We start from the raw sequence: 21,552 nt of genomic DNA on the forward strand, positions 1-21,552 counted from the left end.
GCCGATGATCATCTCGGTCGAGCGGCCGCCGATGTCCACCACCAGCCGCCGCTCGCGGTTCGACGCATCGGTATGCGGCAGGGTGTGGGCCACGCCCTGGTAGATCAGCCGGGCCTCCTCGCGGCCCGTGATGACGTCGATGCCGAAGCCCAGCACGGTGCGCGCGCGCAGCAGGAACTCGTCACGGTTGCGTGCTTCGCGCAGGGTCTGGGTGGCCACCGCTCGGACCTGGGAGCGGTCGAAGCCGGCCAGCCGCTCGCCGAAGCGGGCCAGGGCGTCCCAGCCGCGCTGCATCGCCTCCGGCGTCAGGTTGCGGGCGCTGTCGAGACCGTTGCCCTGGCGGACGGTTTCCTTGAGGTATTCGGTGCGATGGATCTGGCCATGGTCGACCTGGCCGATCTCGAGCCGGTAGCTGTTCGAGCCGAGATCGACCGCGGCGAGGCGGGTTCCGTTTTTCATAAAGGGTTGGGGGTGTCGGGGCCCGATCGTAGCCGGGCAGGGTGGCAAGGCTAGGTGGACCGTGTGACGAATATGTGACAGCGACATGCCGGCAGCTGTCGCAACGGACGGTTTTCCCTCTGTACGAGGGTGTCACGACCTTGTCACACAAGCTTTCTAGAGTCGCTGCCAAGCCCCCCGAGGGGTCCTTGTTGCAGTTCAAAGGAAGCACATGAAAACGACGTTCAAATTCGCTGCCGCCGGCCTGATCGCCGCGGCCTTCGCCCAGGCTCCGGCGCTGGCCCAGGAAACCGCCACCGGCGCCGGCGCCAGCTTTCCGGCGCCGCTGTACTCGAAGTGGGCCGCCGATTTCAACAAGGCCACCGGCGCCAAGATCAACTACCAGTCGGTCGGTTCGGGCGCCGGCATCAAGCAGATCGATGCCAAGACGGTCGACTTCGGCGCCTCCGACATGCCGCTGTCCGACGACGAACTCAAGAGCAAGGGCCTGATCCAGTTTCCGACCGTCATCGGCGGCGTGATCCCGGTGGTCAACATCCAGGGCATCAAGCCCGGCGAGCTCAAGCTCAGCGGCCCCGTCATCGCCGACATCTACCTCGGCAAGATCACCAAGTGGAACGATCCGGCGATCAAGGCGCTGAACGGCTCGCTGGCACTGCCGGATGCCGCCATCGCGCCGGTGCGCCGCGCCGACGGTTCGGGCACCACTTTCCTGTTCACCAACTACCTGAGCAAGGTCAACCCGGACTGGAAGGCCAAGGTCGGCGACGGCACCGCGGTCAACTGGCCCACCGGCGCGGGCGGCAAGGGCAACGAGGGCGTCGCGGCCTTCGTGAACCGGCTGCCGAACTCGATCGGCTATGTGGAATACGCGTACGTCAAGCAGAACAAGATGATCTACGCCCAGATGCAGAACCAGGCCGGCAATTTCGTCTCGCCGGACGACGACGCCTTCAAGGCCGCGGCCGCGGGCGCCGACTGGTCGAAGAGCTTCTACCAGGTGCTGACCAACCAGCCGGGCAAGGATGCGTGGCCGATCACCGGCGCCACCTTCATCCTGATGCACAAGGCGCAGGACAAGCCGGCCCAGGCCACGACCACGCTCAAGTTCTTCGACTGGGCCTACAAGAACGGCGACAAGACCGCCGGCGAGCTCGACTACGTGCCGATGCCCGACAAGGTCAAGGGCGCGATCGCCACCGCCTGGGGCGAGATCAAGGACGCCTCGGGCAAGCCCGTCGCGATCAAGTAACACCCCTCGGCGCGCGCATGAGCAGCCAGGCCGCTCCCAAGGCGAATACCGCAGCGCGTAGCGCTAAGGGATCCCTATGAGCACACCGCTTGACCGCGCGCCGAATCCGGAGCGACACGTGTCATCCACATTCCCCGCCGGCGCCACGCCGCTCGACCTCCAGGCCGAGCGTGCCCGTTCCAAGGCCGGCCCGCCGCCGGCCAAGCGGCCGCGCAGCGGCCCCACCACCGACCGCCTGTTCGGCTGGGCCGCCAAGGGTGCCGCGCTGCTGACGCTCGCGATGCTGATCGGCATCCTGCTGTCGCTGCTGTACGGTGCCTGGCCCGCCATTTCCAAGTTCGGACTCGGCTTCCTCACCAGCAGCGTCTGGGACCCGGTGCAGGACCAGTACGGCGGTCTGGTGATGATCTACGGCACGCTGGCCACCTCGCTGATCGCGCTGCTGATTGCGGTGCCGGTGAGCTTCGGCATCGCGTTGTTCCTGACCGAGATGTCGCCGGCGTGGCTCAAGCGTCCGCTCGGCACTGCGATCGAACTGCTGGCGGCGGTGCCGTCGATCGTCTACGGCATGTGGGGTTTGCTGGTGTTCGGCCCGATCCTCTCGACCTACGTGCAGCAGCCGCTGCAGAAGCTGTTCGAGGGCGTCCCGTACCTGGGCGCGCTGGTGGCGGGCCCGCCGGTGGGCATCGGCATCCTGTCGGCCGGCATCATCCTGGCGATCATGATCATCCCGTTCATCGCCTCGGTGATGCGCGACGTCTTCGAGGTCACGCCRCCGCTGCTCAAGGAGTCGGCCTACGGCCTCGGCTCCACCACCTGGGAAGTGGTGTCGAAGGTGGTGCTGCCCTATACCAAGGCCGGCGTCATCGGCGGCATCATGCTCGGCCTCGGCCGGGCGCTGGGCGAGACCATGGCGGTCACTTTCGTGATCGGCAACACCAACCAGCTCAATTCGCTGTCGGTCTTCGAACCGGCCAACAGCATCACCTCGGTACTGGCGAACGAGTTCGCCGAAGCCGGCGCCGGCCTGCACCAGGCCTCGCTGATGTACCTCGGCCTGGTACTGTTCTTCATCACCTTCGTGGTGCTGTCGCTGTCCAAGCTGCTGCTGCAGCGCATGAAGAAGAGCGAGGGCACCAAGTCATGACCACCACCGCGGAACGCCTCCTGAACGCCAAGACGCTGGACGAGACGCGCGCGGCCCGCTTCGCCGGCCGCAAGCGGGTCAACTTCATCGCACTGACCCTGTCGCTGGCGGCCATGGCCTTCGGCGTCTTCTGGCTGGTGTGGATCCTCTGGGAGACGCTGCGACTGGGCGTCGGCGGCCTGGCGCTGAGCACCCTGACCGAGATGACGCCGCCGCCGAACGAGGCCGGCGGCATCGCCAACGCGATCTTCGGCTCGCTCGTGATGGTGCTGATGGCCACCTTCGTCGGCACGCCGATCGGCATCATGGCCGGCATCTACCTGGCGGAATACAATCCCAAGGGCTGGCTCTCGACCCTCGTGCGCTTCGTCAACGACATCCTGTTGTCGGCGCCCTCGATCGTGATCGGGCTGTTCGTCTATGCCGTCGTGGTGGCCTACTTCAAGTCCTTCTCGGGCCTGGCCGGCGCCCTGGCGCTGGCGCTGATCGTGATCCCGGTGGTGATCCGCACCACCGAGAACATGCTGCAGCTGGTGCCGCCGGGCCTGCGCGAAGCGGCCTACGCGCTGGGCGCGCCGAAGTGGAAGGTGATCCTCAGCATCACGCTGCGCGCCGCACGCGCCGGGGTGGTCACGGGCATCCTGCTGGCCGTGGCCCGCATCGCCGGCGAGACCGCGCCGCTGCTGTTCACCGCGCTCAGCAACCAGTTCTGGACCTCCGACGTCACGCAGCCGATGGCCAGCCTGCCGGTGACCATCTTCAAGTTCGCGATGAGCCCGTACGAGAACTGGCAACAGCTGGCCTGGGCCGGCGTGTTCCTGATCACGGTCGCGGTGCTGGCACTCAACATCCTCGCGCGGGTCCTCACGCGCAACAAGCTCTGAAACACATCATGCCTACCACCATCGCACAGCCGACGCGTTCGAAGATCTCGGTCAAGGACCTGAACTTCTACTACGGCAAGTTTCACGCGCTCAAGGGCATCAACCTGGAGATTCCCGAGAACAAGGTGACGGCCTTCATCGGTCCGTCGGGCTGCGGCAAGTCGACCCTGCTGCGCACCTTCAACCGCATGTTCGAGCTCTATCCCGAGCAGCGCGCCGAGGGCACCATCGCGCTCGACGGCGAGAACCTGCTGACCTCCAAGCAGGACGTGGCCCTGATCCGCGCCAAGGTCGGCATGGTGTTCCAGAAGCCGACCCCGTTCCCGATGTCGATCTATGACAACATCGCCTTCGGCGTGAAGCTGTTCGAGAACCTCAGCGCCTCGGAGATGGACGACCGGATCGAATGGGCGCTCAAGAAGGCGGCGCTCTGGACCGAGGTGCGCGACAAGCTGCAGCAAAGCGGTTCCGGGCTCTCGGGCGGCCAGCAGCAGCGCCTGTGCATCGCCCGCGGCATCGCGATCAAGCCCGAAGTGCTGCTGCTCGATGAACCCTGCTCGGCACTCGACCCGATCTCGACGGCGAAAATCGAGGAGTTGATTGCCGAGCTCAAAAGCGAGTACACCGTGGTCATCGTGACGCACAACATGCAGCAGGCGGCGCGCTGCAGCGACTACACCGCCTACATGTACCTGGGCGACCTGATCGAGTTCGGCGCCACCGAAGACCTGTTCTTCAAGCCGACGCGCAAGGAGACCGAGGACTACATCACCGGCCGTTTCGGCTAAGGGGACAGACATGACCGAAAAGCATCTTTCCAGCCAGTTCGACAGTGAACTCAACACCGTGTCTTCGCGGGTGATGGAACTCGGCGGCATGGTCGAGGCCCAGATCCACCAGGCGGTCTATGCGCTGCAGGAGTTCGACGCCGAAGCGGCCGAGCGGGTCGCCGAGACCGAGCACCGCGTCAACGCGATGGAGATCGAGATCGACCGCGAGCTGTCGTCGATCATCGCCCGCCGCCAGCCGACTGCGCGCGACCTGCGCCTCCTGATCGCGATTTCCAAGACCACCGCCAACCTGGAGCGCGTGGGCGACGAGGCCAACAAGATCGCGCGCATGGTCAAGTCGATCATCGAAAGCGGATCGGCCCGTGCGCTGCCCTCGACCGAGCTGCGGATCGCCGCCGACCTGGCCTCGGGCCTGCTGCGCAAGGCGCTCGACGCCTTCGCGCGGCTGGACACCGCGGCCGCGCTGTCGATCCTCAAGGACGACGACCTGATCGACAAGGAGTTCGACGGCTTCGTGCGCAAGCTGGTTACCTACATGATGGAAGACCCGCGCAAGATCTCCGCCAGCCTCGACCTGCTGTTTCTGGCCAAGGCGATCGAGCGCATCGGCGACCACGCCAAGAACATCGCCGAGTTCATCATCTACATCGTCAAGGGTGCCGATGTGCGGCACACTTCGATGGAAGCCATCGAGTCGGCATTGCAGTGACCGGCCAGCACTGAATTCATGAAGAAACCAAGGATCCTGATCGTCGAGGACGAGTCCTCGATCGCCGAGCTGATCGCCGTCAACCTGCGCCACAACGGCTTCGAGCCGATCTGGGCCGAGGACGGCGCGGCGGCGCAGCGCGAGATCGACGCCTTCCTGCCCGACCTGGTGCTGCTCGACTGGATGCTGCCGGGCCAGAGCGGCCTGCAACTGGCGCGCCACTGGCGCAAGGACTCGCGCACCAAGGCGATCCCGATCCTGATGCTGACCGCGCGCGGCGACGAGCCCGACAAGGTGGCCGGGCTCGACGCCGGCGCCGACGACTACATCACCAAGCCCTTTTCGACGCAGGAGATGCTGGCGCGGATCCGTGCCGTACTGCGCCGCCGGGCGCCGGAAGCCGCCGCCGAACGGGTCGAGATCGGCGAACTGGTGCTCGACACCGCGACCCACCGCGTCACCTGGCAAGGCGCGCCGCTGAAGGTGGGGCCGACCGAATTCAAGCTGCTGGGCTTCCTGATGCAGCACGCAGAGCGCGTCCACAGCCGCGCCCAGCTGCTCGACAAGGTCTGGGGCGACCACGTCTACATCGAGGAGCGCACGGTCGACGTGCACGTCAAGCGCTTGCGCGAGTCGCTTGGCGCCGCTGCGCCGATGGTCGAGACCGTGCGCGGCGCCGGATACCGGCTCACCGCCCAGGCGACCGTCTGAGAGTCCACCGCGCCACTGGCCCGGCCGGCGTCGACCGGGCGGGATAATCGTCCGGCATGCCGCTCCGTATCGCCACTTTCCTCACGGCTTCCGCCCTTGGCGGTGGCCTTGCCACGGCATTGCTGAGTTGGCACTACGCCTGGCTCGGCGCCTGGCTCGGCGCGCTCTTGTGGCTGCTGCTCGATGCCTGGCGAGCCCAGCGGCTGCTCAATGTGCTGCGCAGCGATGCCGCAGGGCTGCCCTCGCGCGGCCCGGGCGTCTGGGGCGAACTGTCCGAGCGCATCCGCAAGCTGCTGCGCGAGCGCGAGCAACAGACCCGCCAGGCCGAGGACCGGCTGCAGGAATTCCTCGCCGCCATCCAGGCGTCGCCCAACGGCGTCGTGCTGCTCGACGAGCACGGCCGCATCGAATGGTGCAACCAGACCGCCGCCGGGCAGTTCGGCATCGACGCCGAACGCGACCTGCTGCAGCACATGGCGAACCTGGTGCGCGACCCGGCCTTCGTCGCCTACCTGGCCTCCTGGAACTACAGCCGCGACGTCGTGATCGATGCCCAGGGGCCGGCGCAGCGCAGCCATCCGGCGCGGCTGTCGGTGCAGGTGCATCCCTATGCCGGCAACCGGCGCATGCTGCTGACGCGCGACATCACCTCCCTCGAGCAGGCCGAGGCGATGCGGCGTGACTTCGTCGCCAACGTCTCGCACGAGATCCGCACGCCGCTCACCGTGCTGGCCGGCTTCGTCGAAACGCTGCAGAACCTGCCGCTCGACGCCGAGGAGCGTGCCCGTTATCTCGGCCTCATGGCGCAGCAGTCGCATCGGATGGAGACCCTGGTCAACGACCTCCTGACGCTCTCGCGGCTGGAGGGCAGCGCGGCCCCGCCGGCCAACCGCTGGACCCGCATGCGGGCCCTGATGGCGCAGTGCGAGGACGAGGGCAGGGGGCTGTCGAGCCGCCTGAGCTCGCAGGGCCACCGGCTGTCGTTCACGCTGGAGTCCGACTCGGAGATCGCCGGCGCGCCGACCGAGCTGCAAAGCGCGATGTCGAATCTCGTGAGCAATGCCATCCGCTACACGCCCGGCGGGGGCGAAGTCGCCGTCAGCTGGCGCCTGTTGCCCGACGGACGGGGCGAGTACGCTGTGCGCGACAGCGGCCCGGGCATCGCCGCCGAGCACCTGCCGCGCCTGACCGAGCGCTTCTACCGCATCGACCGCAGCCGCTCGCGCGAGACCGGCGGCACCGGCCTCGGCCTGGCGATCGTCAAGCACATCGCGCAGCGCCACGGCACCGAGCTGCGCATCGAGAGCACGCCCGGCAAGGGCTCGCGTTTTGCGCTCGTGTTCCCCGTGTCGCGGCTGCGGCAGGCCTCGCCGCTCAGCGTCGTCGCCTGAGGCCCGAGGCCCCCACGCTCGTCACTTCGTGTGCTCGCTGCCCCCCGAGGGGGCACAAACCGCCTTGGGGCGGCCCGGCGCCGGTCTGAGCGTGGACAGCAGCAAGGCGATGAACAGGGCGGCGGTGAAAGCCAATGCCAGCGCGCCCATGAGCCAGAAGGCCAGCGGCGATTGCATCGCCGTCCAGGTCCCGATGCCGCGATAGGCCAGCAGGTAGCCGCCACCGAGCCCCACGCCCCACAGCAGGGCGCAGTAGAGCGCCAGCGGCGCCACGGTGACGCGGTAGCAGCGCAGCACGAAGACGCTCAGCGTCTGCAGGGCGTCTGCGAAGTGATAGAGCGCGGTCGCCAGCAGCAGCGTCGCGCCGAGCGCCTGCACCGCCGGGTTGCCCGTATAGATGCCGGCGAGCTGCCAGCGCAGCACCGCCATGCCGCCCGCGATCAGCAGGGCGAAGCACACGGTCAGCTCGAAGCCCCGCCGGCAGGCACGCCGCGCCAGCGCGGCCTGATCGGCGCCGAGCCAGAAGCTGACGCGCGCGCTGGTCGCGATCGACAGCGACAGCGGTGTCATGTAGGCGACGGCCGTGAGGTTGGCGGCGATCTGGTGCGCGGCCGAGGCCGCAGTCCCCAGGCGCGCGATGAACAGCGCCATCAAGGTGAACGAGGTCACTTCCACCAGCACCGACAGGCCGGCGGGCACGCCGAGCCGCGCAAACTGGCGCAGCTGCGGCCAGTCGGGCGGCTCGATCCGTTGCCAGAAGCGGTAGCCGGTGTAGAACGGGTCGCCGCGCAGCAGCCAGACGGCGGCTCCGAGCATCGTGTAGTTGACCGCCAGCGTGGCCCAGCCGCAGCCGACCAGCCCCATCGCCGGCAGCCCGGCGCCGCCGAAGGTGAACCAGATCGACAGCGGCAGCTTCAGGCCCAGCGACGCCAATTGCAGCCAGGTCACGAGCTGCGGCTTGCCCAGGCTCTGGTTGAGGGTGCTGAAGAGGCGGAACAGCAGCGCCGGCGCCAGCGCGAAGGCCAGCACCTGCAGGTAGGCTTCGACGGCGTCGCGCATCGCCGGCGGCACCTCGGTCCAGCGCAGCAGCGGCGCCGGGAACAACAGCAGCGCCATGCCGAGCGCGATGGCCCCAGCGCAGAGGTAGAGCGACTGCCGCACCGAGCGGCCGACCTCGGAGGTGCGCCGGGCGCCATGGAGTTCGGCCCACACCGGCAGCAGGGCCTGCAGTCCGCCCATCAGCGAGACGTAGACGCTGATGAAGATCGCCGAGCCGACCGACAAGGCCGCCAGCGCGCCTTCGGCATAGCGGCCGGCCACGATCGTGTCGGTGACGCCGAAGGCCATCACCGCGAGCTGGCCGACCAGCACCGTCGCGGCGTGGCGTGCGATCACCCGCCGCTCGCTAGCCACCGCCGGGCCGCTCCCACGGCTAGCCACCGTTGGGCGCGATGCGTTGGTAGAGCAGCAGGTCGTCGCTCGGGCTGGTGGGGCGACGCAGCGTGCCGATCAGGCGCCAGCCCTCGAGGTTCACGATGTTGTGCAGGCGCGCGATCGCGTCGGGGCTCACCAGCAGCCAGGGGCAGGCCGGCTCGGTCCCGAGCGAACGCAGCTTGAAATTGCCGTGGTGGCGCAGCGCCGCGACGTGGGGCCGGCTGAGGGCGAGCTCGGAGACGCACTCGGGCTGGCCGATCTTGTCGGCGATTGCACTCACCTGGGGCCCATAGCTGCGCGCGTAGTCGAGCAGCGGCAGCCACAGCGTCATCAGCAGCATCCAGCACAGCGCGGCGCCGCCGGCCGGCAGCACCAGCGTTTTCCAGAGCGCGGCGCGATGGCGCCCGGTGCGCCAGCGCACCAGCCAGGCCCAGGCCAGGGTCGCGGTCAGCGCGAAGACGAAGGCCGTGGCGGAGAAATGAGGAACGAAGCCGRGCGCGAGCTTGGCGACGTTGGCCGCCGGCTTGGCCGGCACGCCGGTTTGCATCGCGACCCACATGACCCAGATGATGATGGCGAAACCGGTGAAGAACAGCAGCGTGAACCAGTCGATCAAGGCCGCCACGCTGCGCCGCAAGGTCGGCAGCGCGAAGGCGGCCAGCGTCGCGAAGGCCGGCAGGCCGAGCAGCAGGGAGCGCTCGGAGAAGTCCGTGGTCCAGGTGGCCAGCAGCGGCATCAGCGCGAACCACAGCGGCAGCGCCACGTGGCGCGCCAGCAGTTGGCGGCGCCAGCGCCAGAGGGTCCAGACAGCCAGCGGCCAGGTCGGCCAGGTGAACCACAGCAGCAGCTTGGCCTGGCTGCGCACGTCGGCGATCAGGCGCGTGTTGGGGTCGCTGCCGGGAAGGTCGATCTTCCACTGGAAGAGGCCGAGTCCGGCGGCGAGCGCAGCGACCAGCAGGGTCGCGCCGAGCACGGCGGCAATGGCCCCGAAGCTGTAGGTCGGTTCGGATTCGGAGGCTTCTTCGGCGCGGTTGCCCCAGCGCTCTGCTGCCAGAAGCCCGACGCAGCCAAGGCCCAGTCCGAGGCCGACGGTCGGACCGCCCGACAGCGTCAGGCCGACGCTGCCGACCAGCAGCGCGATGAAGGCGCCGACGCGGTGATAGGGCAGCGCCGCGACGCCGTAGAACAGCTGCGAGGCGAAGAACAGCTGGGCCAGTGCCGGGGTGGTTTCATGGCCCAGCTGCGCCAGGCCCAGCGAGGCGATCAGCGCCAGCACGGCGCCATCGGCGATGGCTCGGGCATAGTCGGTCGGCCGCGCCTCGCCGCCGAAGGCAAAAGCCACCGGCTGTGCGCGCGGGGTGCGCGCCAGGTAGTAGGCGGCGTACCAGGTGGCGCTGAAGGTGCCCCACAGCAGCAGCGCGAAGGCGATGCGCACCGCGAGGTCGGGGTTCATCCAGGCCGGCGCGATCTTGATCGCCCAGGCGCCGATCCAGTAGGGCAGCAGCGCAGCTGTCTCGGGCCTCAGGCTGAGCAACATCGGATCCAGCCAGCGGGCGATGCCGCCGCCAGCTTGTGCCAGCTCGGCCATGAAGCCGAAGGCTGCGATGTCGGCACTCTTCCAGGGCCCGCGCCCCACCAGCCCCGGCATCAGGTAGGCGGCGCAGAGCAGCAGCAACGCGATCCGCGGCAGGCGGCGCACGGCGCTCTGGGCAACGATCGCTGGCGTCGGCTGGTTCAAGGGGCGGGGTTGCGTGGGAGGGAGCGAAAGCAAAAAAAGGGCAGCGCGGTAAACCGGGCTGCCCTCGACGCGGAAGCGCCCGCCTTACTTGGAGGCGGCGCCGGTGGTCTTGCCGAAGCGGTTGCGGAACTTCTCGACGCGGCCACCCATGTTGTCGACCGACTTTTGCGTGCCGGTGTAGAAGGGGTGCGACTCGCTCGAGGTATCGAGCTTGAAGAGAGGCAGTTCGCGACCGTCGTCGGTCTTGCCCATTTCCTTGGTGTTCGCGCACGAACGGGTCACGAACTTGAAGCCGTTCGACAGGTCGACGAACAGAACTTCGCGGTAGTTGGGGTGAATGCCTGCTTTAGCCATGATCATTTCCTTGTGGGTCGATGCGAGAGCCACAGCGGGACACAACGTCCACGCAGCACTTTTCGCTAAGCCMTCAATTATCGCATACTGGGCCGTTTCAGCGCCAGAGGCCCGATCACCATGCCCATTCCCACCCTGAAAGCCGGCCTGGTCGGCTACGGATTCGCCGGCCAGACCTTCCACGCACCGGTGCTGTCGGCGGTTCCGGGGCTCGTCCTGGGCGCCGTGGCGAGTTCACAGCCGAACAAGGTCCACGCCGACTGGCCCGGTGTTCCCGTGGTCCCGGACGTCGAGGCGCTGTTGCGCCGCGCCGACATTGACCTGGTGGTGGTGGCCGCGCCGAACGCGCAGCACCATCCGCTGGCCCGGGCGGCGCTGGAGGCCGGCAAGCACGTGGTGGTCGACAAGCCCTTCACGCTCGACGCGGCCCAGGCCCGTGATCTGACCGCGCTGGCGAAACGCCAGGGTCGGCTGCTGTCGGTCTACCAGAACCGGCGCTTCGACTCGGACTTCCTGAGCCTGCGCAGCCTGCTGGCGGGCCGCCAGCTCGGACGCCCGGTGTACTTCGAGTCGCATTTCGACCGCTTCCGGCCGCAGGTGCGCGAGCGCTGGCGCGAGCAACCGGTGCCCGGCGCGGGGCTGTGGGGCGACCTCGGCGCGCACCTGGTCGACCAGGCGCTGCAGCTCTTCGGCCGCCCCGACACGCTGCAGCTGGACACCGCGGCGCTGCGCGAGCGCGCGCTGGTCGAGGACTATTTCCATGCCGTGCTGCGCTACCAGAGCGGCGAGCATGCGCCCTTGCGGGTGGTGCTGCATGCGACCACGCTGGCGGCCTTTCCGGCGCCGCGCTTCATCGTCCACGGCACGCGAGGCAGCTATCTCAAGCGTGGCGTCGATCCACAGGAAGACGCGCTGCGCGCCGGCGGCAGGCCCGGCGATGCGCAGTGGGGCGCCGATCCGGTCGATGGCGAACTCACGCTGGTCGGCCTCGATGGCCGCGCGCAGACGCAGAAGCTGCCCACGCGGGCAGGCGACTACGTGAGCTACTACGCGGCAGTGCGCGATGCGATCTTGGAGAGGGGCCCGAATCCGGTGACGCCGGAGCAGGCGGTCGAGCTGATGGAACTGCTCGACCTGGGTCGCCAGAGCGCGGCGGAAGGCCGGGCCCTGGCGGCGCGCTGACGGGGTGTCGGCGCGCTGAAGGCGATTCTTCGTGGTACTTGGTCCGCCGCCGGGCCGCCCCAAGGCGGACCGCGCCCCCTCGGGGGGCAGCGAGTACACGAAGTGACCGAGCGTGGGGGCTCAACCTCCGCGACGCATCATGTCGAAGAACTCGACATTGGTCTTGGTCGCCTTCATGTTCTTGAGCATGAGCTCCATCGACTCGATCTCGTCCATGTTGTACATGAGCTGGCGAAGGATGCGGGTCTTCTGGAGGATCTCGGGTGCCAGCAGCAGTTCTTCGCGGCGGGTGCCGCTGCGGTTGAGCTGGATCGAGGGGAACACGCGCTTCTCGTAGAGCCGGCGGTCGAGGTGGATTTCGGAGTTGCCGGTGCCCTTGAACTCCTCGAAGATCACTTCGTCCATGCGGCTGCCGGTGTCGATCAGCGCGGTGCCGATGATGGTCAGCGAGCCGCCTTCTTCCACGTTGCGCGCGGCGCCGAGGAAACGCTTGGGACGCTGCAGCGCATTGGAGTCGACGCCGCCGGTCAGCACCTTGCCCGAGGAGGGCACGACGTTGTTGTAGGCGCGGGCCAGGCGGGTGATCGAGTCGAGCAGGATCACGACATCCTTCTTGAGCTCGACCAGGCGCTTGGCGCGTTCGATCACCATCTCGGCGACGTGCACGTGGCGCGCGGCGGGCTCGTCGAAGGTCGAGGCAATCACCTCGCCCTTCACGGTGCGCTGCATCTCAGTCACTTCTTCGGGCCGCTCGTCCACCAGCAGCACCATCATGTGCACTTCGGGGTAGTTGGCGCTGATCGCGTGCGCGATGTGCTGCATCATCACCGTCTTGCCGCTCTTGGGCGGGGCCACGAGCAGGGCACGCTGGCCCTTGCCGATCGGCGCGATGATGTCGATGATCCGGCCGGTGATGTTCTCTTCGCCCTTGAAGCCGTCGCGCTCGAGCTTCATCTGCTCCTTCGGGAACAGCGGCGTCAGGTTCTCGAACATCACCTTGTGCTTGTTGTTCTCGGGCAGCCCGTCGTTGACCTTGTCGAGCTTGGTCAGTGCGAAGTAGCGCTCCCCGTCCTTGGGCGTGCGCACCTCGCCTTCGATCATGTCGCCGGTGTGCAGGTTGAAGCGGCGCACCTGGCTCGGCGAGATGTAGATGTCGTCGGTGCTGGCGGTGAAGCTGGTGTCGGGGCTGCGCAGGAAGCCGAAGCCGTCCGGCAGGATCTCGAGCACGCCGTCGGCGAAGACCTGCTCGCCGGCCTTGGCGCGCTTCTTGATGATCGCGAACATCAGCTCCTGCTTGCGCATGCGGCCGACGTTTTCGATCTCAAGGGCTTCGGCCTGCTTGAGGACTTCGGACACGTGGAGTGCCTTGAGTTCGTTTAAGTGCATGGAATGACCCCGTGAGGGGAAATCGGTCTGGAACCAGGAGGGGGAGGTTTGGTGAGAGGCGAGAGATGCCTCACAAACCGGGGAACTCGAACCGGGTCCCTGGGAGGGCCGGTGATCTGCGGGAGATTATGACAGGAAAATCGGCGGCTGCCGGCGCATTGCGCGCGGGCAGCCGGAGAAGGCTTCAGGCGAGTTGCTGATCGATGAAGGCCGTGAGTTGCGCCTTGCTCATCGCGCCGACCTTGGTGGCGGCAAGCTGGCCGTCCTTGAACAGCATCAGGGTCGGGATGCCGCGGATGCCGAACTTGGCCGGGATGTCGCGGTTCTCGTCGACGTTCATCTTGGCGATCTGGAGCTTGCCCTCGTAGGTGTTGGACACCTCGTCGAGGATCGGCGCGATCATCTTGCAGGGGCCGCACCATTCGGCCCAGTAGTCGACCAGAACGGGCTTGCCGGACTTGAGCACGTCGGCTTCGAAGGAGGAGTCGGAGATGTGTTTGATGAGGTCGCTGGCCATGGAGTTGTGTCCTTCTGCGCGGAGAGTTTTGGGTGCTGCCAAAGTGCAGGTCATTGTGACAGAAACCAAGTAGCGACGTGGTCGGCGCGGAAGCTATGGCGTCGATAGCCAAAGCGGTGACACTCGACGCATGAATCAGACAAGAAAAGTGGCGGTGGTCGGTGGCGGTCCTGCCGGATTGATGGCGGCCGAAGTGCTGGCCGCCGAAGGCGTCGAGGTGCATCTCTACGACGCCATGCCCTCGGTCGGGCGCAAGTTTCTGCTTGCCGGGCGCGGCGGTCTCAACCTCACGCATTCCGAACCCTTCGAGCTCTTCGCCACTCGCTTCGGCGAGCGCAATGCGGCGCTCGCGCCGTTGCTGAAGGCCTTCGGTCCCGATCAACTGCGGGCCTGGGCGCACGGGCTGGGCATCGAGACCTTTGTGGGCACCTCGGGCCGTGTGTTTCCGAAGGACATGAAAGCCGCGCCGCTGCTGCGGGCCTGGCTGCATCGGCTGCGGCAGGCCGGCGTGCGCTTTCACATGCGCCATCGCTGGCTGGGTTGGCCGGACGCGGCGACGCCGGCCACCACGCTGCGCTTCGCCACGCCCGACGGCGAGGTCGCGCAGGCGCACGACGCCGTCGTGCTGGCGCTCGGCGGCGCCAGCTGGTCGCGGCTGGGCTCCGATGGGGCCTGGGTGCCATGGGTGTCCGGTCGCGGCGTGGCGGTCGCGCCGCTGGTGCAGGCCAACTGCGGCTTCGACATCGGCTGGACACCGCATTTTGCGGAGCGCTTCGCAGGCATGCCCTTCAAGTCGGTGGCGATCGCATTCAGCGACGGGCACGGTCGCCGCTTCGCGCGCAAGGGCGAGTTCGTGGCAACCGCGACCGGCGTCGAAGGCAGCCTGATCTACGCGGCCTCGGCCTTGCTGCGCGACGAGATCGCGGCGCGCGGCTGCGCCATCCTGATGCTCGACCTGCTGCCCGATCGCAGCGCCGAGCAAGTGCGCGCCGCGGTGATGCATCCGCGCGGCGCACGTTCGCTGGCGAGTCATCTGAAGAGCCGCCTCGGCCTCGAGGGCATCAAGGCCGGCGTGTTGCACGAGGTGCTGACACGCGAGGAGATGCACTCCGCCGAGAAGCTGGCCGAGACCATCAAGGCGGTGCCGCTGCGCCTCTCGGCGGCGCGGCCGATCGACGAGGCCATCAGCACCGGCGGCGGCGTGCGCTTCGACGCGCTCGACGACCGGCTGATGGCCGTGGCGCTGCCGGACGTCTTCTTCGCCGGCGAGATGCTCGATTGGGAGGCTCCGACCGGGGGCTATCTGTTGACCGCCTCGATGGCGAGCGCCGCGGCCGCGGCGCGCGGCGTGCTGGAGCGTCTGAAGTAGGGCGCCGGCCTGGTTCGGCTCATGGCCGGCCGAGCCAATGGCGCGCGGTGGTGGCGATGACCTGTGCGGCCCGGGCCTTGACCTGCGACGCCGGTGCCGGCTCGCGGGCGGCGGGAAACGGCCAGGACGAACGCCTCTCGACCCGGGGCCGAGGCTCGAACGGCAGCACCCGGCCAGCGTTGGACGAGGGCGTGAGGAGGGTCATGGGTCTCGCCTTGGTCTGGTGTTGGGATGCTGCTCATTTTACTCGAAACACTGTATGAAAATACAGTCAATCGAGCCGGTGATGCGCAGCCATCGCCTTAAGCCTGCCCTCAGCGAGTTCACCGAAGCTCGGGGCATGTCTACGCTTCGTTGCAATTTGTCCGGCCTGGGCGCCTCCAGCGCCAGGGCCCTTCGCTGGCCACCGTCCGGATCAGGTCCGGCGCGGATGATGCCGTCCATTCCGGCCCCCTTCACCCGCAGTCAGGTCGACAGGGTCCTCGAACTGGAGCAGGTCCGGCGGGAAACGCCGGCCGGCGCCGCGCTTCTGCTGCAAGCGTGGATGCCCGCCCATTTCTCCGAGGCCCAAGCCGAGTGCGTCACGCGGATGCTGGGCCTCGACGCCAAGGATCTGCGCGCCACCCTGGCCGATGCCCTGGCGCCTGGTTCGCCGTGCGACCGCCTGACAGCATGACCGCGAACCGCTCGACCACGGCCGCAGACATGCTGGCGAAGGGCGTTCGCGCGGAGGCGCAGGCCACGGCCCTGAGCCCGCAGAGCTTGAACGTCTGCAAGCGTGCCGCTCGCGCCCTGACCGCGTACCTGGGCACTTGCGGCGAGCCGCCGCTGAGTTTTCCGCAGGTGAACCTGATCCGTGCCATGTATCTGGCCGAGACGGCGACGGGCCGCCCGTTGCGCAACGCCGATCAGGTCATGGGCGCGGTGGCCCGCTTCTTCATGCCGATGCAGATGGAATTCGCGGTCGAGCTGTTGACCGAGAGCCTCGAGGGCGAGGCGGGTGAAGGCTGGGCCATCCTGGACGAACTCGAGGTCATCGCCGCCGAGATGCTGCGCGCCGGCTGATGCGGGGCGGGTCCGCCAGGACGGCGCCACGCCGGGTGGAGATCGTGTTTTCCGCTCGTCGGTCCAGCCCTTGCCTCTGCTGGCGAAGCGCGTAGCATGCGCCGGGTCGCCCCTCGGTGAAGTCCCTTGCCGGCCTGCGCAAGGCCCCGCTCCATCATGCTGCGCTGCCGGCCAACGACGGGCAGGCCATTTCGCTGGGTGCGATCTCGATCGACGGCAGGCGGCCGCGTCGGCCAGAGGCAGTTGGCACAGGCCGCCTACTTCAGCTCGAAGGAGGGTGACATGATCACCTACGTTGGCTTGATGAGCTTCACGGACAAGGGCATTCAATCGGTCAAGGACACGACCAAACGGTCGGTCGCCGCCAAGGAGGCTGCGAAAAAGGCCGGAGTCACCATGCGGGAGCTGTTCTGGACGATGGGCAAGTACGACCTCGTTTGCGTGCTCGAGGCAGAGGACGAACTTGCATTGGCGGCGTTCAGCATCGCGACGGCCAGCCAGGGGAATGTGCGCATCAACTCGATGCGTGCGTATTCGAGCCAGGAGATGGACAAGATACTGGCCAAGCTCCCGTAGCCTTTTGGCGGACCTCAAGCGGCCCACGTGGCGACGCTTGGGGTCTTCACTCGAAGGTGGCTGATCGGCCCGAGTCCGCCATTGATGTTAGGTTGACGAGCCTTACCCCCGGCACTGGCTACGCAGTTAGGGCTGCTTGGTTCCCCACCTGACCCGGTTGGCCGCTTCACCATGCGGGGAGGCCCGTCAACTCGGAATTGTAGGCGACGGCGAGCACCCCGGCTTTTCACCAGACCATCAACGCGGTCTCGAGCGCCGCGTCGGCATAGTAGAGGCGCACGCCGACCTGGTAGTGGCGGCCCTTCAGCAGCCGCATGCTGACCTTGGCGTTGAGGTCGGTGCCGCTGTCGTCGGCGCCCGCGATCTGCACGTTGCCGTTCGGCGTGACCTCGAACAGCACCAGGATCGTGTCCGAGTCGCCGAAGGTGCCGATGTTGTAGGTTCGCGTGCGCGGCGGCGTGAAATCGAAGGTGCGGGTCTCGCCGGCCTTGAGTTTCAGCAACTGCGAGACTCCGACCTTGAGCGGCGCCGAGGTGGGCGCCCTGACGCCCGGGTAGGACTCCACCACCCAGGCCTTGTCCGCATAGGACAGGCCGCCCTTGGGCTGCAGGCCGGCCTGGTATTTTTCCGGCGCGACGATCAGCCCGGCATCGAACTGGTACTCCATGACCGAGTCCGGATCCCAGGTGGTGCCCTTGATCTCCGACACCGGGATCTTGCGCAGGATGTTCCATTCGATCTGCGAATCTTCCCAGTTGTTCGGCGGCCCCCTGAAATAGGCCAGCACCGCCTCGCGGTTCCAGGAGATGCCGGCGTTCGGGTTCTGGTGTTCGTGTTCCAGCCCGAGCGTGTGGCCGATCTCGTGCAGGGCGGTGTCGTGGCCGTAGGCGGTGGTCAGCGCCCAGCCGTAGTTCATGGTGCGCTCCTGTGGCGACTTGGTGTTGAGCACGTCGCGTCCCACGTAGGACCAGGAGCCGTCCTGAGGATCGAAGCCGATGCGCACCATGGCGTCCTCGGGCGCCTCGACGCGCCGGAAGCTGATGCCGATGCCGAGCTTGGCCCAGGCTTCGAAAGAGGTGTCGACAACGCCGATGTCTGCGGTGTTCCCCTGCCATGCCGAAGGCACGCCATCTCCGCGCTTGAAGCAGTAGTAGGTGAGTTGGGTGCCGTTCACCCACTTCTTGCTCGCGGCGATGATGGCACGGGCGCGGCCGGCGGCGACGCCGATATCGAACTGCCGGACCGGCTGCACCGGCTGCGAGCAATAGCGTCGCGGGCCGACGGCTTCGGGCGGGCTGGATTTGCTGGGCGCGGCCGGACGGGCCGCCTTGCGGGTCGCAGTGGGCATGTCGGTCTCCTCGAGGTTTTTTCATGCTAGGCGCGGGCGGCGCGAAATCTATCTGCAGGATGGCCTAGGCCGGCAGCAGAGTCGATCGCCGCGTCGACCTAAAATGCGCCGATGGCCTATCTCGTGCTCGCTCGCAAACACCGTCCCCGAACCTTCAGCGAGATGGTGGGCCAGGAGCATGTCGTGCAAGCGCTCGAGAACGCGCTGACCTCGCAGCGGCTGCACCACGCCTACCTCTTCACCGGTACCCGCGGCGTCGGCAAGACCACCGTGTCGCGGATCCTGGCCAAGTCGCTCAACTGCCAAGGGCCCGACGGGCAGGGCGGCATCACGGCCACGCCGTGCGGCCTATGCCAGGCGTGCAAGGACATCGACGCCGGCCGCTTCGTCGACTACACCGAACTCGACGCCGCCTCCAACCGCGGCGTCGACGAGGTGCAGGCCCTGCTGGAGCAGGCGGTTTACAAGCCGGTGCAGGGCCGCTTCAAGGTCTTCATGATCGACGAAGTTCACATGCTCACCGGGCACGCGTTCAACGCGATGCTGAAGACGCTCGAGGAGCCGCCCGAATACCTCAAGTTCGTGCTGGCCACCACCGATCCGCAGAAGGTGCCGGTCACGGTGCTGTCGCGCTGCCTGCAGTTCAATCTGCGGCCGATGGCGCCCGAGACCGTGCTCGAACACCTCACGCAGGTGCTGCAGGCCGAAGCCGTGCCGGCCGAGCCGCCCGCGCTGCGCCTGATTTCGCGCGCCGCTCGCGGCTCGATGCGCGACGCCCTGTCGCTGACCGACCAGGCGATCGCCTTCGGCAACGGCGAGCTGCTCGAGACCGGCGTGCGGCAGATGCTCGGCAGCGTCGACCGCGGCCATGTGTTCCGGCTGATCGAGGCGCTTGCGCAGGGCGACGGCAAGACGGTGGTCGAGACCTCCGAGGGGCTGCGCCGCGATGGTTTGTCGGCCGCCTCCACGCTGGAGGAAATGAGCACCGTGCTGCAGGCCATGGCGGTGCYGCAGGCCGTGCCTTCGCGGGCCGAGTCGCGCGACGCGGCCGAGACCGTGCGCCTCGCGGCGCTGCTGCCGGCCGACGAGACCCAGTTGCTCTACAGCCTCTGCCTGCATGGCCGGGGCGAGCTCGGCCTGGCACCCGACGAGTACGCGGCGCTCACGATGGTGCTGCTGCGCCTGCTGGCCTTCAAGCCCGCCGGCGCGGCCGGAGCGGAAAAAAAAACTCTGAATGAAGCTGGGCGCGCGCTTGCCGATGCGCCCCGGGCCGCGCCACCTGCCGAATCGCCCCCGCGACCCGTGGTGGCCGCCGAGCGCGCCCCGGCCCCGGTGCCTGCCGCATCGGTGGCAGCTGCCGCATCGCATGCGCCGCCCGGCCAGCGCCTGCCGGTGGTCGAGGCGCCTTCGTTGAGCGCGGCGCCGCCGCCGAGGCCCGCGCCCGCCGCCGGCCCCGCGCCGGCACCGGCGAGGGTGATGGCGATGCCGGTGAGGGTGCAGCCGCCGCCAGGCGCCCGCGAGGCCGAATCCTCCGCGCCCTCGGCGCCTATACCGCCGAGCGAGGAGGGCGATTTCTGGTACGCCACCGTGACACAGATGGTGGTGGCCGAGGCCATCACCGCGCTGGCGCGCGAGCTTGCCCTGCAATCGCAGCTGGTGGCGCGCGATGTCGACCAGTGGCTGCTGCGCGTCGAGCGCGAGTCGCTCAACCAGACCAGCAGCCGCGAGAAGCTGCAGGCCGCGTTGGCGGCCATGGGCCATGGCGTCAGAATCGCGATCGAGATCGGCGCCGTGGCCGACAGTCCGGCCCGGCGCAACAAGCAGGCGGCCGACGAGCGCCAGCGTGTCGCCGAGGAAGCGATCCGCAACGACCCCGAGGTGCAGTCGATGATGCGCGACTGGGACGCGAAGATCGTTCCCGGTACGCTGCGTCCCGCCTGACACCTCGCGGGACAGATCAAGAAACTGCGCAGCAGTTTTTGCTCTGTCCTCGACTGATTGATACCTTGCGGGACAGATCAAGAAACTACGCAGCAGTTTTTGCTCTGTCCTCGACTGACTGGTACCTTGCGGGACAGATCAAGAAACTGCGCAGCAGTTTTTGCCCTGTCCTCAACTGACTAAACTCTTTATTTCAACGATCGACAGGATCCACATGTTCAACAAAGGACAACTGGCCGGCCTCATGAAGCAGGCGCAGGCAATGCAGGACAACCTCAAGAAGGCCCAGGAAGAACTGGCCACCATCGAGGTCGAGGGTGAATCCGGCGCCGGGCTGGTCAAGGTCGTGATGACCTGCAAGCACGACGTCAAGCGGATCACCATCGATCCCAGCCTGCTGGCCGACGACAAGGACATGCTCGAGGACCTGGTGGCCGCCGCCTTCAATGCCGCCGTGCGCAAGGCCGAGGAAACCAGCGAGCAGAAGATGGGCAAGCTGACGGCCGGCATGCCTGGCCTGCCGCCCGGCATGAAGCTGCCGTTCTGAGCTTTCATCGGCCCTCGATGGCGGATTCCAGTTCGCTCGAAGCGCTGGTCGAAGCACTGCGCCGATTGCCCGGCGTCGGCGCCAAGTCGGCCTCGCGCATGGCCTTCCACATGCTGCAGCACGATCGCGAAGGCCTCCAGAAGCTCGCGCGCGCGTTGCAGCAGGCGGCCGCCAACGTGCGCCATTGCGAGCGCTGCAACACCTTCACCGAAGGCGTGATCTGCAGCGTTTGCCAGGATGCGCGGCGCGACGCCAGCAAGCTCTGCGTGGTGGAGACGCCGGCCGACCAGGCTGCGCTCGAGCGCACCGGCGTGTTCCGCGGCTACTACTTCGTGCTGATGGGCAAGCTGAGCCCGCTCGACGGCATCGGGCCGAACGACATCGGGCTCGCGAAGCTGTTCGAGCGCGCGCTCGACGGCACCGTGAGCGAGGTGATCCTCGCCACCAATTTCACTGCCGAGGGCGAGGCCACGGCCCATGTGATCGGCGATGCGCTCAAGCAGCGCGGGCTTTCGGTGACGCGGCTCGCGCGCGGCGTGCCGGCCGGCAGCGAGCTCGAATACGTCGACCTCGGCACCATCGCCCACGCGTTGGTGGACCGCCGCTGACCACATAGCCTGGCGGCCGCCTATGTGCTGCTGCGCATCGTCCATGTCGCGCTGTACATCGCGAATCGCAGTTCGCTGCGCAGTGCGGTCTGGGCCCTCGGCTTCCTGGTGAACATCGCGATCCTGTTCGCCGGTCGATAGCG

The 21,552-nt window shown here is 67.7% G+C and carries 24 protein-coding genes and 1 other RNA gene; 16 read left to right on the forward strand and 9 right to left on the reverse strand.

Features of this window, described 5'->3' with window-relative positions; translation table 11 throughout:
- Nucleotides 1–459, reverse strand: a 459-nt coding sequence (locus AC1D2E_RS26550; protein ID WP_478200169.1) for a Ppx/GppA phosphatase family protein, incomplete at its 3' end; no start/stop codon positions are given.
- 211 nt (nucleotides 460–670) lie between these two features.
- Between AC1D2E_RS26550 and pstS the strand changes: the two genes are divergently transcribed.
- From pstS to phoR, 7 genes are all read left to right on the forward strand, one after another.
- On the forward strand, nucleotides 671–1,711 hold the full coding sequence (gene pstS / locus AC1D2E_RS26555; protein ID WP_478200170.1) for a phosphate ABC transporter substrate-binding protein PstS: 1,041 nt from the start codon (nucleotides 671–673) through the stop codon (nucleotides 1,709–1,711).
- Nucleotides 1,712–1,787: 76 nt separating this feature from the next.
- On the forward strand, nucleotides 1,788–2,858 hold the full coding sequence (gene pstC, locus AC1D2E_RS26560; protein ID WP_478200171.1) for a phosphate ABC transporter permease subunit PstC: 1,071 nt from the start codon (nucleotides 1,788–1,790) through the stop codon (nucleotides 2,856–2,858).
- Nucleotides 2,855–3,742 carry a phosphate ABC transporter permease PstA gene (gene pstA, locus AC1D2E_RS26565; protein ID WP_478200172.1) on the forward strand — a complete coding sequence of 296 codons (888 nt, stop codon included), beginning with the start codon at nucleotides 2,855–2,857 and terminating at the stop codon, nucleotides 3,740–3,742. The genes pstC and pstA overlap by 4 nt, the downstream gene beginning before the upstream one ends.
- An 8-nt stretch (nucleotides 3,743–3,750) precedes the next feature.
- Complete coding sequence (pstB, locus tag AC1D2E_RS26570; RefSeq protein ID WP_478200173.1) at nucleotides 3,751–4,530, forward strand: phosphate ABC transporter ATP-binding protein PstB; 780 nt, start codon at nucleotides 3,751–3,753, stop codon at nucleotides 4,528–4,530.
- A gap of 10 nt (nucleotides 4,531–4,540) precedes the next feature.
- The gene (phoU, locus tag AC1D2E_RS26575; RefSeq protein ID WP_286528690.1) at nucleotides 4,541–5,242 is read left to right on the forward strand and encodes a phosphate signaling complex protein PhoU; all 702 of its coding nucleotides are present in this window, start codon (nucleotides 4,541–4,543) and stop codon (nucleotides 5,240–5,242) included.
- 18 nt (nucleotides 5,243–5,260) lie between these two features.
- Nucleotides 5,261–5,953, forward strand: a complete 693-nt coding sequence (gene phoB, locus AC1D2E_RS26580; RefSeq protein ID WP_478200174.1) for a phosphate regulon transcriptional regulator PhoB — start codon at nucleotides 5,261–5,263, stop codon at nucleotides 5,951–5,953.
- 56 nt (nucleotides 5,954–6,009) lie between these two features.
- Nucleotides 6,010–7,344: a phosphate regulon sensor histidine kinase PhoR gene (gene phoR, locus AC1D2E_RS26585; RefSeq protein WP_478200175.1), complete on the forward strand. Its 1,335-nt coding sequence runs from the start codon at nucleotides 6,010–6,012 to the stop codon at nucleotides 7,342–7,344.
- Nucleotides 7,345–7,365: 21 nt separating this feature from the next.
- On the opposite strand, the gene AC1D2E_RS26590 is transcribed toward phoR, so the two are convergent.
- From AC1D2E_RS26590 to AC1D2E_RS26600, 3 genes are all read right to left on the reverse strand, one after another.
- The gene (locus tag AC1D2E_RS26590; RefSeq protein WP_478200176.1) at nucleotides 7,366–8,739 is read right to left on the reverse strand and encodes an MATE family efflux transporter; all 1,374 of its coding nucleotides are present in this window, start codon (nucleotides 8,737–8,739) and stop codon (nucleotides 7,366–7,368) included.
- Nucleotides 8,740–8,776: 37 nt separating this feature from the next.
- A complete protein-coding gene (locus tag AC1D2E_RS26595) occupies nucleotides 8,777–10,516 on the reverse strand; it encodes a hypothetical protein (RefSeq protein ID WP_478200177.1) in 1,740 nt (579 codons plus the stop codon).
- 84 nt (nucleotides 10,517–10,600) lie between these two features.
- Nucleotides 10,601–10,870, reverse strand: coding sequence for a type B 50S ribosomal protein L31 (locus AC1D2E_RS26600; RefSeq protein ID WP_478171472.1), 270 nt, complete (start codon nucleotides 10,868–10,870; stop codon nucleotides 10,601–10,603).
- 120 nt (nucleotides 10,871–10,990) lie between these two features.
- On the opposite strand from AC1D2E_RS26600, the gene AC1D2E_RS26605 reads away from it, so the two are divergent.
- Entirely contained in the window at nucleotides 10,991–12,052 is a 1,062-nt protein-coding gene (locus AC1D2E_RS26605) for an oxidoreductase (RefSeq protein ID WP_478200178.1), read from the forward strand.
- Between the two features lie 120 nt (nucleotides 12,053–12,172).
- On the opposite strand, the gene rho is transcribed toward AC1D2E_RS26605, so the two are convergent.
- Entirely contained in the window at nucleotides 12,173–13,438 is a 1,266-nt protein-coding gene (gene rho, locus AC1D2E_RS26610) for a transcription termination factor Rho (RefSeq protein WP_158722484.1), read from the reverse strand.
- Nucleotides 13,439–13,622: 184 nt separating this feature from the next.
- On the reverse strand, nucleotides 13,623–13,955 hold the full coding sequence (gene trxA, locus AC1D2E_RS26615; RefSeq protein WP_028253873.1) for a thioredoxin TrxA: 333 nt from the start codon (nucleotides 13,953–13,955) through the stop codon (nucleotides 13,623–13,625).
- 130 nt (nucleotides 13,956–14,085) lie between these two features.
- Here trxA and AC1D2E_RS26620 point away from each other — a divergent pair, with 130 nt between their 5' ends.
- Complete coding sequence (locus AC1D2E_RS26620) at nucleotides 14,086–15,324, forward strand: TIGR03862 family flavoprotein (RefSeq protein ID WP_478200179.1); 1,239 nt, start codon at nucleotides 14,086–14,088, stop codon at nucleotides 15,322–15,324.
- A gap of 19 nt (nucleotides 15,325–15,343) precedes the next feature.
- Here the strand turns inward: AC1D2E_RS26620 and AC1D2E_RS26625 are convergent, their stop codons facing one another.
- On the reverse strand, nucleotides 15,344–15,529 hold the full coding sequence (locus tag AC1D2E_RS26625) for a hypothetical protein (RefSeq protein ID WP_478200180.1): 186 nt from the start codon (nucleotides 15,527–15,529) through the stop codon (nucleotides 15,344–15,346).
- 54 nt (nucleotides 15,530–15,583) lie between these two features.
- Between AC1D2E_RS26625 and AC1D2E_RS26630 the strand changes: the two genes are divergently transcribed.
- The 3 genes from AC1D2E_RS26630 to AC1D2E_RS26640 all read left to right on the forward strand — a co-directional run bounded on the left by AC1D2E_RS26630 (nucleotide 15,584) and on the right by AC1D2E_RS26640 (nucleotide 16,965).
- Nucleotides 15,584–16,000: a hypothetical protein gene (locus tag AC1D2E_RS26630; RefSeq protein WP_478200181.1), complete on the forward strand. Its 417-nt coding sequence runs from the start codon at nucleotides 15,584–15,586 to the stop codon at nucleotides 15,998–16,000.
- On the forward strand, nucleotides 15,997–16,389 hold the full coding sequence (locus AC1D2E_RS26635; protein ID WP_478200182.1) for a hypothetical protein: 393 nt from the start codon (nucleotides 15,997–15,999) through the stop codon (nucleotides 16,387–16,389). Before AC1D2E_RS26630 ends, AC1D2E_RS26635 begins: the two co-directional genes overlap by 4 nt.
- A 282-nt stretch (nucleotides 16,390–16,671) precedes the next feature.
- On the forward strand, nucleotides 16,672–16,965 hold the full coding sequence (locus AC1D2E_RS26640; protein ID WP_478200183.1) for a GYD domain-containing protein: 294 nt from the start codon (nucleotides 16,672–16,674) through the stop codon (nucleotides 16,963–16,965).
- A 91-nt stretch (nucleotides 16,966–17,056) separates the two neighbouring features.
- Here AC1D2E_RS26640 and ffs read toward each other — a convergent pair.
- Both ffs and AC1D2E_RS26650 read right to left on the reverse strand, forming a co-directional pair.
- An RNA gene (gene ffs, locus AC1D2E_RS26645) (signal recognition particle sRNA small type) lies at nucleotides 17,057–17,153 on the reverse strand.
- Between the two features lie 38 nt (nucleotides 17,154–17,191).
- Nucleotides 17,192–18,313: a M12 family metallopeptidase gene (locus AC1D2E_RS26650; RefSeq protein ID WP_478200184.1), complete on the reverse strand. Its 1,122-nt coding sequence runs from the start codon at nucleotides 18,311–18,313 to the stop codon at nucleotides 17,192–17,194.
- A 111-nt stretch (nucleotides 18,314–18,424) separates the two neighbouring features.
- Between AC1D2E_RS26650 and dnaX the strand changes: the two genes are divergently transcribed.
- From dnaX to AC1D2E_RS26670, 4 genes are all read left to right on the forward strand, one after another.
- Complete coding sequence (gene dnaX / locus AC1D2E_RS26655) at nucleotides 18,425–20,254, forward strand: DNA polymerase III subunit gamma/tau (protein ID WP_478200185.1); 1,830 nt, start codon at nucleotides 18,425–18,427, stop codon at nucleotides 20,252–20,254.
- Nucleotides 20,255–20,468: 214 nt separating this feature from the next.
- Complete coding sequence (locus tag AC1D2E_RS26660; RefSeq protein WP_012747441.1) at nucleotides 20,469–20,801, forward strand: YbaB/EbfC family nucleoid-associated protein; 333 nt, start codon at nucleotides 20,469–20,471, stop codon at nucleotides 20,799–20,801.
- A 17-nt stretch (nucleotides 20,802–20,818) separates the two neighbouring features.
- Nucleotides 20,819–21,409 (forward strand): recombination mediator RecR, encoded by a 591-nt coding sequence (recR, locus tag AC1D2E_RS26665; RefSeq protein WP_478200186.1) that lies wholly within the window; start codon nucleotides 20,819–20,821, stop codon nucleotides 21,407–21,409.
- A gap of 9 nt (nucleotides 21,410–21,418) precedes the next feature.
- Complete coding sequence (locus tag AC1D2E_RS26670) at nucleotides 21,419–21,550, forward strand: MAPEG family protein (RefSeq protein ID WP_478200191.1); 132 nt, start codon at nucleotides 21,419–21,421, stop codon at nucleotides 21,548–21,550.
- The last annotated feature ends 2 nt before the right edge of the window (nucleotides 21,551–21,552 follow it).

Source organism: Variovorax sp. P1_H2 (genome assembly GCF_056405295.1).